At 46.3% G+C, this 15,431-nt stretch carries 13 protein-coding genes; 1 reads left to right on the top strand and 12 read right to left on the bottom strand.

What is annotated here, in order from left to right:
- Positions 1-474 precede the first annotated feature (474 nt).
- The 12 genes from B5D48_RS08850 to tyrS all read right to left on the bottom strand — a co-directional run bounded on the left by B5D48_RS08850 (position 475) and on the right by tyrS (position 14,155).
- Positions 475-1,692, bottom strand: coding sequence for an ABC transporter permease (locus B5D48_RS08850; RefSeq protein ID WP_023937798.1), 1,218 nt, complete (start codon positions 1,690-1,692; stop codon positions 475-477).
- 26 nt (positions 1,693-1,718) lie between these two features.
- Positions 1,719-2,054 (bottom strand): 30S ribosome-binding factor RbfA, encoded by a 336-nt coding sequence (gene rbfA, locus B5D48_RS08845; protein ID WP_023937799.1) that lies wholly within the window; start codon positions 2,052-2,054, stop codon positions 1,719-1,721.
- Between the two features lie 109 nt (positions 2,055-2,163).
- Positions 2,164-3,168: a type I glyceraldehyde-3-phosphate dehydrogenase gene (gap, locus tag B5D48_RS08840; protein WP_023937800.1), complete on the bottom strand. Its 1,005-nt coding sequence runs from the start codon at positions 3,166-3,168 to the stop codon at positions 2,164-2,166.
- A 426-nt stretch (positions 3,169-3,594) separates the two neighbouring features.
- The gene (nth, locus tag B5D48_RS08835) at positions 3,595-4,266 is read right to left on the bottom strand and encodes an endonuclease III (protein WP_023937804.1); all 672 of its coding nucleotides are present in this window, start codon (positions 4,264-4,266) and stop codon (positions 3,595-3,597) included.
- A gap of 50 nt (positions 4,267-4,316) precedes the next feature.
- A complete protein-coding gene (pheS, locus tag B5D48_RS08830; protein WP_111759371.1) occupies positions 4,317-5,336 on the bottom strand; it encodes a phenylalanine--tRNA ligase subunit alpha in 1,020 nt (339 codons plus the stop codon).
- Positions 5,337-5,426: 90 nt separating this feature from the next.
- Positions 5,427-7,169: an alkaline phosphatase gene (locus tag B5D48_RS08825; protein ID WP_023937806.1), complete on the bottom strand. Its 1,743-nt coding sequence runs from the start codon at positions 7,167-7,169 to the stop codon at positions 5,427-5,429.
- A 330-nt stretch (positions 7,170-7,499) separates the two neighbouring features.
- Entirely contained in the window at positions 7,500-8,072 is a 573-nt protein-coding gene (gene rbr, locus B5D48_RS08820; protein WP_023937807.1) for a rubrerythrin, read from the bottom strand.
- Positions 8,073-8,248: 176 nt separating this feature from the next.
- The gene (hemW, locus tag B5D48_RS08815) at positions 8,249-9,379 is read right to left on the bottom strand and encodes a radical SAM family heme chaperone HemW (protein ID WP_042120334.1); all 1,131 of its coding nucleotides are present in this window, start codon (positions 9,377-9,379) and stop codon (positions 8,249-8,251) included.
- Positions 9,380-9,428: 49 nt separating this feature from the next.
- Entirely contained in the window at positions 9,429-10,718 is a 1,290-nt protein-coding gene (locus B5D48_RS08810) for a glycoside hydrolase family 10-like protein (RefSeq protein ID WP_023937812.1), read from the bottom strand.
- 10 nt (positions 10,719-10,728) lie between these two features.
- A complete protein-coding gene (gene panC, locus B5D48_RS08805) occupies positions 10,729-11,568 on the bottom strand; it encodes a pantoate--beta-alanine ligase (RefSeq protein WP_042120339.1) in 840 nt (279 codons plus the stop codon).
- Positions 11,569-11,650: 82 nt separating this feature from the next.
- Complete coding sequence (locus tag B5D48_RS08800) at positions 11,651-12,862, bottom strand: LpxZ family protein (RefSeq protein WP_023937814.1); 1,212 nt, start codon at positions 12,860-12,862, stop codon at positions 11,651-11,653.
- On the bottom strand, positions 12,863-14,155 hold the full coding sequence (tyrS, locus tag B5D48_RS08795) for a tyrosine--tRNA ligase (RefSeq protein ID WP_036888252.1): 1,293 nt from the start codon (positions 14,153-14,155) through the stop codon (positions 12,863-12,865).
- A 605-nt stretch (positions 14,156-14,760) separates the two neighbouring features.
- Here tyrS and B5D48_RS08790 point away from each other — a divergent pair.
- The coding region (locus B5D48_RS08790; RefSeq protein ID WP_200805336.1) for a hypothetical protein at positions 14,761-15,431 on the top strand (671 nt) is incomplete at its 3' end.

The raw sequence follows: 15,431 nt of genomic DNA, 5'->3' as shown, positions 1-15,431 counted from the left end.
ATAGCGGGTGATGAGTTGTAAGACTTGTTACCCGCTATTCTTTTTTAGACCGCGCCCGCGCTGTTCCCGCTGTTTTATTCTCTCTCTTTCCTCTCTCTTTCCTCTCTAACCTCTTTCTCTTGCTTCTCTTCTTTCCTCAAGAGCGAAGGAAAGCAAGAGGTAGAGAAAACACAGCCTGAATGCTACTACAAACAATTGCTCTAACTATTTCCTTATCTATTCCTCCCGCTATATACCCCAACTTCTAACCCTCTCTTTCTATTACATGCTGATCTTTATTGCTCTACTCCGTTTATTGCTTTGATTCTTTACTCCCTACTCCGTTTATCATATTCGGCACTCCAAAATGAGAGAGAGGGAGTATTCTCTGTTTTCTGCTGGAATTGAATTGCGAGAGAAAAAGTGTCAGAGAGGTGAGAAGATAAGAGGGGAAGGAAAAAAGAGATTGCTCTTTAGTGATAGCAACGTAAGAATTTAGCGATAGCGACGTAAAAACATACGTACTGCGTAATGGGCACAGATCCAGCCCAATGAGGATATTACAATCAGACTCATCAAAAAGTCACTTAAATGAAGTTCTACGGGATAAGCTGGTATGCCCATCTCTGTAGAGCTGCCGATTTCTACAATACCGTATTCCTGCTGCAGGAAAGCCAATACGGCTCCAAGGAACAAGCCCGGGAGGGCTCCTAAAAGAGTTACCAGTACCCCCTCGCTCACAAATATGCGTTGAATATCCTGCATTCGCATCCCCAAAGCTCGCAAAATGACAATGTCCTTTTTCTTCTCTAAAAGCAACATGGCTAAGCTGCTAATAACATTGAAGAGAGCAAGAATTAGGATAAAAAGGAGTATGAGGAAAGTAATCCACTTCTCCATTGCAACCAAACGTGATATTTCTGGATATTGAGCTTCTCTATTTTTTGCCTTGTAGGAGCTCCCCAGTAGGTTTTCCAATAGCTTGCTCACCTTTTGAGTATTAGCTTCGGGTTGTAGTTTTATTCCTATGGCTGTTACCTCGTTGTCCGTATATTGAAGCAGATAGCGTAGTTGGTCTATAGGAATGAAAGCCACTTCATCGTATCCGGCTTGTCCAGGTTGAATGATGGACGCAACTGTACCATAATCCATGCGAAGCATCGAAGCAGGTAGTAAAGGATTGATCAGGCCAATCCGCTTAGGAAAATAGATGTCAATAGTATCTGATCCGACAAGGGCGTCCAGCTCCCAAGCCAGAGCACTTCCTATGTTGTAGTAAGCCGAGCTATCCGACCGTATTAGTTGAAACTCTCCATCCGAGATAAACTGATCTATGTCGGTTATTGTGCTGAAAAGAGGTTCAACACCTATCACTGTGGCCGGTGTCTGTCTTTGCTTGCATCGCAAAAGTCCTGTTTGAGAGATCATCCCTGCGGCTGTTTCCACTCCTTCGACAGCTGTTATCTTTTCTTTAAGAGAAGGGGGGAGCTCGAAACTCTGTTTGTCTACACGTTCGACCAAAAGATCTGGATCCAGACCGGATGTTTGGGAGAGGATCAGTTGTTCATAGCCATTATATATGGAGAGAGCCAATAGCAGAGCCATGGATACCACAGCCACGGCCACAGCCGAAATCGCCGATACAATATTTACGGCATTCAGGCTCTTTCGACTGAAAAGGTAGTGCCCGGCAAAAAATAGTGGGAGCTTCATGAGGCTCTTAGGCTTGGTTACGAACTCTACTTCTTGAGTAGCTCATCGATGCGCTCTATATAGTCCAGAGAATCGTCTATGTAGAAATGCAATTCTGGTATTCGTCTGAGTTGCATACGGGTACGTTGTCCTAATTCAAAACGGACTTGTGAGGCTTGGCTACGAATGTTTTTTAGTAGTTCTTCGGCTCGATCGGAAGGGAAGATTGAGAGGTTTGCTCGGGCAATGCTTAGGTCGGCACTTACACGCACAGAGGTTACCGAAACGATAACTCCCGGCAATGCCTTGGTTTGCAAACGAAATATCTCACTCAGTTCCTTCTGTATCAGACGGCTTATTTTACTTTGTCTTGTACTATCCATGGGTGCAAAGGTAGAGAATTAGAATACAAAAGCCCGGTTCTCCTATTCGGAAAACCGGGCTTTGTATGTCTTATACCAAGCCTTGAGAGGACTTGGCAAAAGCTTTTATTTAGGCATTGACCTTAGCCATATGGAGAAGCAATTCGCAAACTTTGTTGCTGTATCCCCACTCGTTGTCGTACCAAGAAACGACCTTAACGAAGGTATCGGTCAGGGCGATACCAGCTGTCGCATCAAATACGGAAGTATTTTCTTCTCCGATGAAGTCGGAAGATACAACGGCTTCTTCTGTGTAGCCGAGGATTCCCTTCAGGTAGGTTTCGGAAGCCTTTTTCATTTCGGCGCAGATCTCTTCGTATTTAGCTGGCTTAGCCAGATTTACTGTGAGGTCTACCACAGATACATCCAATGTGGGTACTCGGAAACTCATTCCGGTGAGCTTCTTGTTCAGCTCAGGAATTACCCGACCTACCGCTTTGGCTGCACCGGTGCTCGATGGGATGATATTACCACCGGCAGCACGTCCCCCACGCCAGTCTTTGGCAGAAGGTCCGTCTACGGTCTTCTGTGTAGCGGTGGTAGCATGTACCGTTGTCATCAGACCGTCCTTAATACCCCATTTGTCATGGAGCACCTTGGCTACGGGAGCCAGACAGTTGGTTGTGCAGCTGGCATTGGATACGATTTGTGTTCCTTTTTGGTATTTGTCGAAGTTTACTCCGCAAACAAACATAGGTGTTTCGTCTTTAGAAGGGGCAGACATTACCACATACTTGGCCCCGGCTTGCAGGTGTGCTTCACTCTTTTCTTTGGTAAGGAAGAGACCGGTGGATTCTACCACATACTCTGCTCCAACTTCATCCCATTTCAAGTTAGCAGGGTCTTTCTCTGCTGTCACACGGATTTCGTTGCCGTTTACCACGAGTTTGCCATCCCGAACTTCTACCGTACCATCGAACTTGCCATGCACGCTATCGTATCTAAGCATGTACGCCAGATAGTCCACTTCCTGCAAGTCGTTGATCGCTACGATCTTGATATCCGATCTCTTTTGAGCTGCACGGAATACGAGACGACCTATACGGCCGAACCCATTGATACCTACTTTGATCATTGATCTGTTTGTTTTTGGTTGGTTATACTGATTGTTTCTATATGCTCGATATTTTGCATTCCACACCCATATGTGCGAGGGAAGAACCGGCCCATCTCAAGCCTGCGATGGTACAGAAAAGCCTTTCGGCCCAACCCTTGCTACAAAGGTAGCAAAATAAGAGACCGCTGCACGGTCTTGATACTCTAATTCCTTTTCACAGGCCCTGTTTAGCTATCGATGTGGAATTAGGTCATCTACACAATGCGACATTCGCTATGTCGATCATCTTGGATTGTGAAATCAAAAGGGGAAGTTTGCTCCATACGAGAGGAATTCGTATGGCTATTGCTTTCGCAGGAGAGCTCTAAAGGAAGGGGAAACTCTCAGAGATTCAGAGGGTGATTATTCTCTATTTGGATAAAATTCTCTCTTACCAAGAGGTCTTTACAGGGATGCCTCTTGTTCTTTTCTACGCCCGGAAAGAGTCCTGTGATAACGGCACACTTCAGTCAAACCGCAAGAGTCACATTTGGGCTTGCGAGCTGTGCACACATATCGCCCATGCAGGATTAACCAATGATGGGCTTTGGGGATGATGTCTGCGGCAATATGCTTTACCAACTCTGTCTCTACTTGCAGTGGCGTTTTTGCCGAAGACGGGGCCAGACCGATACGCTTTGAAACTCTGTATACGTGGGTATCCACAGCCATGGTAGGTTGGTTGTAGATCACGGCACAAATTACATTTGCCGTCTTACGCCCTACTCCTGGCAGTGTGATCAGATCTTTTCTTTCGGCTGGAACTTCTCCTCCAAATTGTTCTACGACACGGCGTGCCATACCAACCAGGTGCTTAGCTTTGTTATTGGGGTAGCTGACCGAACGGATGTATGGCAGGACTTCCTCCACCTTTGCTTTAGCCATGTCTTGCACAGTTGGGAAAGCAAGGAAAAGAGCCGGAGTGACCATATTCACACGCTTGTCCGTACACTGAGCTGAGAGGATTACGGCCACCAATAGCTCATACGGAGAACCATAACTCAACTCCGTTTCCGCCACAGGCATCGACTCGGAGAAATAGGCCACCACTGCTGCATATCGTTCTTTTTTAGTCATAAAGGAAATCTGAATATCAGCTCAGAGCAAGACGTCTGTATGGGAGCAGATCAGTGTACGGGCTTAAACTGCTCAAGAAATCTCGTGTCGTTGGTGCTGAACAGACGCAAATCGTCCACTCTGTATTTGAGGTTGGCAATACGCTCTATCCCCATGCCGAGTGCATAGCCACTATATTTTTTGCTACTTATTCCACAGCTTTCCAATACAGCCGGATCGACCATGCCACAGCCGAGGATCTCTACCCAACCTGTCCCTTTGCACAAGGTGCAACCCTTGCCTTTGCAAAGGCAGCAGCTGATGTCCATTTCTGCCGATGGCTCGGTAAATGGAAAGTATGAGGGGCGGAGTCTTATTTGCGTGTCTGCTCCGAACATTTGCTGAGCAAAGTGTAGCAAGACTTGTCTGAGGTCGGCAAAGCTGACATTTTTGTCAATGTAGAGTGCTTCCAATTGGTGGAAGAAACAGTGAGCTCTGGCCGATATGGCTTCATTGCGATAAACTCGACCGGGGCAAATAATGCGGATAGGGGGTTGCGTGTTCTCCATTACCCGAGCTTGCACCGATGAGGTATGGGTTCGTAGTAATATATCGGGCTTGTGTGCGATAAAGAAAGTATCTTGCATATCGCGAGCAGGGTGGTCATCGGCAAAGTTTAGGGCAGAAAAAACGTGCCAATCATCTTCTATTTCAGGACCTTCGGCAATGCTGAAACCCAGACGGGAGAAGATGCGGCATATCTCCTGTTTCACTAAAGAGAGGGGGTGTCGGCTACCCAGGGGAGAAGGATAGGCTGTGCGACTGAGGTCTTCTGATATTTCTTCTTCCTGTTTGTCGCGAAAAGAGTCCACCAAAGCACGGATCTTTTCTGTAGCCAAAGTTTTGATAGCATTCAGTTCGACTCCGACTGCTCGTTTCTCCTCTGGACTTACATCTCTAAACTCAGCAAATAAATTACTGATAACTCCCTTTTTTGAGAGGTATTTGAGACGCAATTCTTCGGCATCGGTTGCCTTGGAAGCAACCAAGTTTTCTATCTCTTTTCTTATCTGTTTTATCTTATCCTGCAACATTGTCTTTGGTTTGTCTTTTTCTGTGCTTTTGTATCGACAGCGACCGGGATAGCCTGCTAAATCGCACACAAAGGTAGTGGATTTAGCCTATTTGCTTGTTAGGAGATAGCGCAGACTACGAGGTAGGTAGAAAGTATTATTCTCCGGAGCATAGACAATTACCGAGTGTAGTCTGTGGCGTTTGCCATTGAGATCGACATAATCTGTGTATGGCTTGATAGAAAGTTTTTTTCCCTTGTGTGTCACAGTCAGGATAGGGGCGAAATCCGACAAGTCCAATTCATGGAAGTCTTGTTTGTGACGAATCTCCTTATAGCTACGTTTAGCGGGTTGGATATTTACTTTCATACCAGCGAAGACGGTTGTATGTGCTGCGAAGATTTGCTCTCCCAATTCAGAGTATGGAGCTTTGAGCCCCCATAAAGCACCGAGGTAAGATGCCAATTCCGTATTGAACAACATCCCGGAAGGTTCGGCTCCTTGAGGATGATAGACACAGAGCAACACATCTTCTGCTGTATGGCCATGCGTGGTAAAACCAACGGGACTGTACTTGGCAAGAAGTTTGCAGCAATAGCTAAAAAGAGTTTCAGAGGAAAGAGGGTTGTCTGCCACAGGTTTGCGCTCTTCCTTTCTCAGAGGTCCGGCCTCATAGTCAGGGCAATGAATGAGAGCTTCACGCTCTTCTGCATTGAGACGAATGCCTGAAGCATCCCAGAGAAGGCTATCTACTTCTGCATAGGAATGAGAGGAAAGGATATTTGCCAAGCCATCTGCGGTATACTTGTGCCGGGCCAATTGCCCGATAAGTTTTTCTAAGCTAATTTTTTGGCCTTTTCCAAGATTAGCTCTGCCAATGCTGATACCACTATTTCCATGGTCGGAAAGGATAACAACAGCTGTCTGTCCATCTCGTTTGGCAAAATCCAAGGCTACACCACAGGCTTTATCAAAAGCAAGTAATTCGCTTACGATCCCTACTGGATCATTGGCATGGGCTGCCCAGTCTACTTTGGAGCCTTCTACCATCAAAAAGAAGCCCGAATGACCGGGATCATCGAGACGACTGATGGCCGAAGCTGTCATTTCTGCGAGGGACGGATACCGGGTAGTATCGCGGTCAAAATCGTATGGAATACTGATATCTCCAAAAAGGGACCACAATTTATGTCCGGAGCTACGACGAAAGCCTTCCAGATCATCGAGTAGTAGTTCATAGCCTCTATTGCGTAATTCTTCTTTCAACCCTTTGGATAGCATATATGTCCCTCCCCCTATTACTACATCTATATTCTGATGCACCATTTGAGGAGCTATCATTTCATAGCGTTTGCGGTTAGCTGTATGTGCTGAGCAGTCAGCCGGAGTTGCATGAGTAAATTCGCAGGTAAAGACCAGTCCGCTTCGCTTTCCCAACATGATCTTTCCGGCTTCTAGAATTGTGGTGAGAGGGCTGAAAGCCTTGTTTGCATCCAGAGAGATCAGGTCATTTTTTCCTTCGCTTTTTGGATAAGTAGCTATGTAATTTGCTTTGGATGGGATACCACTTACATAGCAGGAGGTCGTGGGAGCCGAATCTCCAATGGGAGCATCGGAGCAGTAGGTCAACACTGTACCTTTGATATATGGGTCTATATTGAGGTGCTGTTTGTTTGGCTCCTTGTATCTCTGGTACCAACGAGCTAACGAATAGGAAGCCAAAGAGCAACCATCCGGAACCATTAAGATTATATTGCGTACTTGTGGAATACTATCTGGGAGTACTGCACTTGCAATCCCGATGTGGGAAAGCAAAAGGGTAAAAAAAATGAGAGAGCGAGAATATTTCATTGGTTTTTGTTTTTCACTGTGTTTATTATGTACACACCGCAAAGTTAATCTATTTCAAACCATTGTGTAATATGCCAGTTACTGCACTATTATCGATATTGAAGTCGAGATAATACTCAAACACTTTAAGTCTCAAAGCTATAGATTGCCTCATCCAGCAAAGTCCGGTAAAAAATTGCCACAACAGCCCTTGGAGAGCTCGTGCAGTACATGTTCCTATGGAGACCTTTTATGACTATGAAATCTTTCTTTATACAACAAAAGACCGTGTAGCGAACTGCATTGACAATTCGCTACACGGTCTCTATTATACTTGGGAGAGCTGTTGCTTTAGAAATTTTGGTGCATCGGCTCAAAGTAGGCTTGCGGATGCAGACAAGCTGGACATTTGGCTGGAGCTTGTTTGCTCTCTACTACATAGCCACAGTTGCGGCACTGCCAGCGAATGGCTTCTTCGCGAGAGAAGATTGTGTTGTTTTGAACTCTCTCCAGCAAAGTCCGGTAGCGAAGCTCGTGTTGCTCCTCTACTTTGGCGATTTGTTTGAACGCATTTGCAATATCCTTAAAACCTTCTTCCTCGGCAATGCGAGCAAATTCGGGATAGAGCTCTGTCCATTCCTCATTTTCACCGGCTGCAGCTGCAGCAAGGTTCTCGGCTGTTGTTCCAATCACCCCGGCAGGATAGCAGGCTGTGATTTCCACCATACCTCCTTCGAGAAATTTGAAGAAGCGTTTAGCGTGTTCTTTTTCCTGCTCGGCTGTTTCCATGAAGATAGCAGCGATTTGTTCATAACCTTCCTTCTTTGCAACACTGGCAAAGAAAGTATAGCGAGAGCGAGCTTGTGATTCTCCGGCAAAAGATTTGAGTAGATTTTGTTCTGTTTGAGTTCCTTTGATAGACATATACTTATTGCTTTTAATGGTTATTGTTCTTGCTTGAAAGGCAGACGAGGTTGTGTTTCGTATGTGAATACGTTCTTATGCTGCAAAAATAGTTATTTGTGACTATAATGCAAGCGATATGTTCGCTACCGGGTAATAGAAAATACCAATTATTCGGTAGTGGGGGCGAGGGCTGATCAGCAGAAAAGATCGCTCATTATAGTGTCGGATAGGAAGATTCCCTCTCGAGAAAGTTTTATTCCCTGGGAGTTTTCCTCAAGTAAGCCTTTCTGTAGGTAGGGTAGGGCTTTCTTTCTGATTTGTTGCCAACAAGTTTTTCCAAATCGTTCTACAAAGGAGCTCTGCATAAGACCTTCTACTGTGCGTAACCCACATAAGACAGCTTCGTTGATGAGATCTGTTGGACTGAGTAGTTCGTCCGTGTGTGGTGAGTCTTCACCTCTATTTGTTGCATGTAGATAGAGATCCAAATCCGGAGTGTTTGCCCTGCGACAGGTCCTGCCATCATAGGAATGAGCAGCCGGGCCGAAGCCCATGTAAGGTTTACCCTGCCAGTAAGCTGAGTTGTGTACTGCTCGGTATCCTTTTTGAGCAAAATTGGAGATCTCGTACTGCTCATATCCGGCTTCGGACAATGTGTCGATGAGGCAAGAAAAAAGATCCAAGCTCAATTCTTCGTCTATTTCTGAGATTTGCTTTGTAGATAAGAGATGATAGAGGGGAGTCCCTTCCTCATATATAAGATGATAGGCTGAGATATGCCGAGGATGTAGTGCGATTGTCTGCTGTAGGTTTTTTTGCCACAGAGGGAGGGTTTGCTGTGGCAGACCATAGATGAGGTCTAGACTGATATTGTCTAAGCCTGCATCCTGACAACGCTTGACTGCCGATTCAGCTGACTTTGCTGTGTGTCTTCTGCGTAAAAAATGCAAGTCTTTATCCTGCCATGATTGGATCCCCATTGAGATACGATTGATTGGTAAAGCTGCTATTTGCTCTACATATTCTGCTGTCAAATCTTCTGGGTTGGCTTCGAGTGTGATTTCCGCCTTCTCCTCTATCCCGTAGACATCCTCAAGTAAATCTATCAATCGTGCTATGTGTTCGGGTTGCAACTGCGAGGGAGTCCCTCCTCCGAAATAGATACTTTGCAGAGTGGAGAGATCTGTTTGCTTTTCGTGACGGTAGCGAATCTCGTGCATCAGAGCTTTGACATACTCAGGAATCAATCTTCTCTTTGTCTGGCTATAGAAGTCACAATATATACAGCGACTGGGGCAGAAAGGAATATGGAGGTAGGTGTACAAGGGGGGAGGATCGAGATGTTTTTGCCAATGTAATCCGACACGTCTTTGCCTAAGAAGGCTTTTGCGCCTTGTGAGGAAAGAGTAGAGGCATACCTGGCTCGGAGAAATGTTTGAGTATAACCTCTTCTATCTCTTTGTTGAGAGTGAGTTGCTGTTCCCGATAGAAGCAAATTCCCGGCAGATTGAGAGATTTAGCCAATTCCATTTGCCAATCTATTTCCTGTGCTGTCCATGTCGACTTCGGCTCAGCCAAGCGGTATAGGCCCAAGCCGGGGATAATGGTCAGATTGGGAATTTGTTTCTTCCAGTCGATCAGGAAAGGATCAAAATAATTCCCCTTGTAGTACATCATCGGTACGATGAAATCTACAACTCCCCTTTTAGCCCAATCCACAGGATCTTGATAGACATCTTCATAAGCAGTCCAGCCGATTGTAGGGTACTGAGGCAGGCGTCTTAATCGCCCCAAAGTAGCACAGCTAAGCAGTCTTGGTCCGGTATCGGCCTGAGCTGCATGGTAGACAAGCTCTAATAGGAGGGAGATATTCTCTCGTCTCCATTCGGCTTTATTTTTTCCCTGTCCGTAGCGTTTGTAAGAGGCTCCGTCGGCGAAGCTATCGGCAAAATCGGGATAGCGTACATAGTCCAGATGCACGCCATCTAATCCGGGATAGAGTCTCACTAACTCACTTACCAAATCGGCTATGTAATTTCTCACCTCGGGTTTTCCGGGGTCCAACTGCCATTCTCCACGGTGTTTGATGCACCAATCGGGATGGATACTGCGAGGAGGATACTGGCTCAGCCTGCCCTTTCCAAGGGGGAAAGTTGTCATCCAAGCGTGAATTTGCAAACCTCGGCGGTGACATTCCTCTATGGCAAAGCTCAAAGGATCATAGCCCATGGCTTTCCGCTTTCCACTAAAAGCAGTGGCAAAAGGTTCATACTGGGAGGGGTAGATCACATCACCGCGGTGTCTGACTTGTAGGAATACGGTATTGAATCCTTGTTTACTTAGTCTGTCGAGTTTTTCGCAAAATTCTTGCCTTTGTTGTTCCTCCTCTTTCGCATTCCGAGCAACTTGCTTTGGCCAATCCAAGCCATATATGGTAGCGATCCATACAGCTCTCATTTGCCGTTGTTGTATGAGAGGTTCTATTGGTAGGTGTGGTTCTAGCTTTGGTATAGGATTGACGGAAACAATCTCTACACTGTCCGTTGTCTGGTTTTCTTTCGCTATGCGAACCCGACACCCTGCCAGTATAAGCAAGGCAAAGCACAGGCCAAGTCTAAATCTGGCCCTCATGCGGAACTTATCGGGTAGATGCAGGGTCAGCAATGTTGTTATATCAATAATGTATGTTGTCTATCAGTCGCACTTCACCACAGTAGACTGTAATACAGCCTACCGGATCATCAGTATCGCTCCAACGGGCTATCGGTAGTAAGGTGCGTCCGTCAACGATGTCGTAGTATTCTACCTTTAGGTCGGGCTGCGTATTTATTTGGCTTACCACTAAGTCTCGTACATCAGTCGGGAGCATGTCGGCTTTGAGAGCTTTTGACCGATCCATGATGCTGTGTATTTGGGGAGCTATGGAGCGTTGTTGTGCGGAGAGACGTACATTGCGACTGCTTTTGGCCAACCCATCGTCTTCTCGCACAATAGGGCAGGGCACGATCTCTACTTTTTGTCCGGTGATCTCTAACATTCTTCTGATTACAGCGATCTGCTGGAAGTCTTTTTCTCCAAAGAAAGCATAATCCGGCTGTACATAGTCGAAAAGTTTCGAGACGATTTGGCATACACCATTGAAGTGGCCGGGACGTCGAGGTCCCTCCATTACATCTGCCACACTGCCCAGATCGAAAACTCTTGTATCCGGTTCGGGATATACCTCTGTTTCAGCGGGAGTAAAGAGAATATCTACACCGGCAGTTTCGAGCATTTGGGCGTCTGCTTCCGGTGTACGGGGATAGGTCTCATAGTCATGAGCGTCATTGAACTGTGTCGGATTGACGAAGGCACTTACAACAACCACATCGGCATGGCCACGAGCTTTGCCAACAAGGCTCATATGCCCCTCGTGCAGGGCCCCCATTGTCGGTACCAATCCTACGGTGCGGCCTCCGGCACGCAAATCAGCCACGGCGGCACGCAGCGCAGCGATAGTTTCCAAACGTTGCATCATATCTAATTTGTTGGGTTAAATCTGATAATTGAGCAAATCGATATTTGCTGCAAAGGTATACAAAACCCTAAGGTAGGGTCTATCTGATGAATATAACAGAAGGTTTTATGGCTAAGTAGAGGCCTAAATAGTGACTGATACCCGACTGAGGAGCCAGAGGATGGTACCAAACAGCAGCACTTAGACCAAAAGACAGATCGTGTTTCCACTTATAGTGTAGATCGGCATACCCTTTGAGATAAGAGGAGCGTCCGTGAGGGAGAGGCTCGCCTTTGTGGTTCAGCCCATTGGCAAACGGGAGCCCTAAGGGAGCTACCCAGTCCCGTGCTTGCCAATAGCTGGCACCCGCATCCAGATGAGAGCCACTGATATGCACATCGACAAAGGTGCCGAACCCTTTGTCTAATGGGTAATGGCGACTGCGTTGTGAATAGCCTAAAGCGTAGACCGAAGCTGACAGCACATTGCGTTTGGATGTTGGTAGCAACCAAAGGGCTTCGAGACCAGCAGCACCATTGAGCCAGGTATGTACAGTATCATTCTGTGTGAGGTTGTATTCTCCGCCTCGATGTACTGCTGTGCCCTGCAGGGAAAGGTTCATCTGCCAGAGCTTTTGTTCCAACTCACCAGCTATAATCCATTTGGTATGCATCCCGGCAGCAAAGGCTTCTTGATGATCATCGCGCTTGTATATGAAGCTTTGCCAGTCTATCCAAAGGTCGGTTGTCAGCCGGTCTCCTTGGTATCGATACTGTAACCCATTTTCAGGATCAGCGGTGAGGTTGAGCTCCGGATTGTAGAGTGGTTCGATGAGCCGATGTGAAGCTCCTCCATATATGCTTCCCAAAACAAGGATTGAACGAGGTCCCGGTTTGATCTCAGCTCGAACGAAAGGCAGCACCCTGATCCCTCGTCTTGATTTAAGGTCACTCCAATAACCGATGTCCCGGTATGCAGATGCTGCCGGATAGCGACTGGCACCCCAGTACTGGAGAGAGTAGGCTCCTACGGAAAGTCGTGCACCATGGAGAGCATCTACCCGATAGTCAAAGGTTGCCGACAGTCGATAGCCCGGCAGAGTATAACCGGTGAAAAGGGATGAGTTGTACTCGTTGTTTCGGAAAAAACTCTCTGCTTGCCAGCTCAGACCAAGTTTGTATGGCTGTATCGAATCAAGAGCCGGCTCCCGGGTGGCTGCCAAGTAGTAATCCTGTGCATCGAGATGCTGTGTCTGCACTCCAAGGAGACTGAGCAGTAAGCACAAAGGGAGCAGATGGCGCAAGAAAGACATTTAGCGAGCTATCAGCAAATAGTAGTTCTTCTTTCCTTTTTGGGCGATGAGGTAACGACCGGCCAAAAGGTTTTCTGTTCGTATGAGATCTTCGTGCGAGCTCAACTTTTCCTTGTTCAGGCTCACTCCACCGTTTTGTGTTGTCTTACGCATTTCGCCTTTGGAAGGGAATATGGCAGCTATGTCTGTGAGCAGATCGATTGCCTTAACTCCTTCTGTGAGCGTCTTTGCATCGAACTCAAAATGAGGTACCCCTTCGAATATCTCCAGAAGAGTATTTTCATCCAAATGTGTAAGCTGTTCCTTGGTGCTTCGGCCAAAGAGAATTTCGGATGCTTCGACAGCCATTTCGTAGTCTTCACGACTGTGTACCATCACGGTCAGCTCTTCGGCCAATTTGCGCTGAGCAGGACGTAAGTGAGGGGCTGCAGTCTGTTCGGCTGCCAGCTCTTCAATCTCTTGGCGACTGAGATTGGTGAATATCTTGAGGTATTTCACTGCATCTTCGTCACCTACATTGAGCCAGAATTGATAGAATTTGTAGGGAGAAGTACGCTCTCTATCCAGCCAGATATTGCCACTCTCCGTCTTTCCGAATTTGCCACCATCGGCTTTGGTGATGAGAGGGCAGGTGAGAGCATAAGCCTCTCCTCCTTCTATGCGGCGGATTAGTTCGGTACCGGTGGTGATGTTTCCCCATTGATCCGACCCACCCATTTGTAGGCGACAGTTGTAGTGACGGTAGAGATAAAGGAAGTCGTACCCTTGCAGTAATTGATAGCTAAACTCGGTGAAGGACAGTCCCGATTGCGTATTGGCTGCCAGGCGTTTCTTTACAGAGTCTTTGGCCATCATATAATTCACTGTGATGTGTTTGCCGATGTCGCGGATGAAAGCTAAAAAGCCATAATCTTTCATCCAATCGTAATTATTAACCAACACAGCTGCATTTTCAGCTTTGGTGTCGAAGTCGAGGAATTTACCGAGTTGCTTGCGGATAGCCTCCTGGTTATGTCTCAACGTTTCTTCGTCAAGCAGATTGCGCTCTTGCGATTTCATCGACGGGTCTCCGATCATTCCGGTGGCACCTCCTATCAGGGCGATAGGTCTGTGTCCGGCACGTTGCAAATGTCTCAGCATCATCACCGATACCAAATGACCGATATGTAAGGAGTCGGCTGTAGGGTCTATGCCTACATAGGCGGAGCAAAGCTCCTTGCTCAGTTCTTCCTCTGTACCGGGCATCATATCGTGTATCATGCCACGCCAGCGGAGTTCTTCGACGAAGTTTATCTTTTCCATTTTTATGTGTCTGTTGTTTTTATTGATGTGGCAAAGATACATAATGAGGTTAATGCAAGGCTTTGTCTATTATGCTTGACAGTTGTTTTGCGAAAGGTGTTAGTATATCTTGTGGTCAGATTGTAAGTGTATTGTTTACCATCGTTGGGATGGAGCTTTCCTCTGCTTTTTTATTGGCTTTCTGAGTCTTTTCTGTTCGCAATTTTCTTCTCCAAAAAGGCCTCTCCCAGAACCTCGATGAATAAGGCGTTTTGAGAGGGGTAAGAATTCCTCCTAAGCTTTCTCCGAAAAGCTTTATTGCTTTTGACGGAAAGCACCTAAGCTTTTCAGAGCATGTCGCTCTAATCCCAAGGAGAGCTTTTCGTGGAGATAGGGTTTCTTTATTGAGTAAAAAAATAATTAGCTTTGTGTAGCTGACAGAGAAAGAGAGTGGAGTTTGCTAGAAAACGTTCTACACTGATTGAAATCTTGTTCATTCTCCGTTCTTTTATCCCATTGTAGTCTGGATTCTTGCTTTCTCTTCAGCCCTTTGCTTGCTCCTTGACTTAAGAGACCTTTTTGAATACTGTTATCAAACTAATAAATAGGGTAGGACAATGAGGAAAATTACATTGTTGGTGTTTTTGTTGTTTGCATTTGGGTTTGGGCTGAGGTTGCAAGCGCAGACAGAAGAGGCCACACAAGATCTTCTCCCTGTGGGAGGAAAGTGGTATTACAATCAGGAAAGTGCTGGCTGGATGATTGGCCCTCCTGACAATGACATGAACAAAGCAGAGCGTTGCATTGGCGTTATAGTCAATGAGGTGACCGCAGAAGAAACCTTGGATACAGAGATCAAGAAAACGGTTGTACGCACGCGATACAACTATCTCAAACAAGTAGTATCCGTCTTTACTTCCTATCTATATGTCCAGCCCAATGGAGATATTTGGGGCCAAGATGAGGGAGAGAAGGCAGTCCGTAACCTGTTTCATTCTCCCAACAAAAAGGTAGGAGAGCGTTGGTCAGTTACGATAGACGACAATGGGACTCCCCGAGAGGCTGAGTTGGAGTTAACCTTTGTTGCAAAACAAAGGGATGGAAGTATTGTTCATTGCTATTGCCTTTTCCTTTCAGGAGAGAGCCGTCCCCTTCTCGTATACTGTTATGCAGATCACCCTTTTAGACTTGAAGATGAGCTCTATCCCATTGGCGGGACTTTTACTGGCATAGGATGGTGTGATGTCCCACTGAAGGATGCAAATATTGATGGGTATCGAGGCTATGT

Source organism: Porphyromonas crevioricanis, assembly GCF_900167225.1.
Taxonomy (GTDB): Bacteria; Bacteroidota; Bacteroidia; order Bacteroidales; family Porphyromonadaceae; genus Porphyromonas; species Porphyromonas crevioricanis.
Note: the sequence above shows the minus strand (reverse complement) of the source record. Positions and strands in the feature narration are given on the sequence as shown.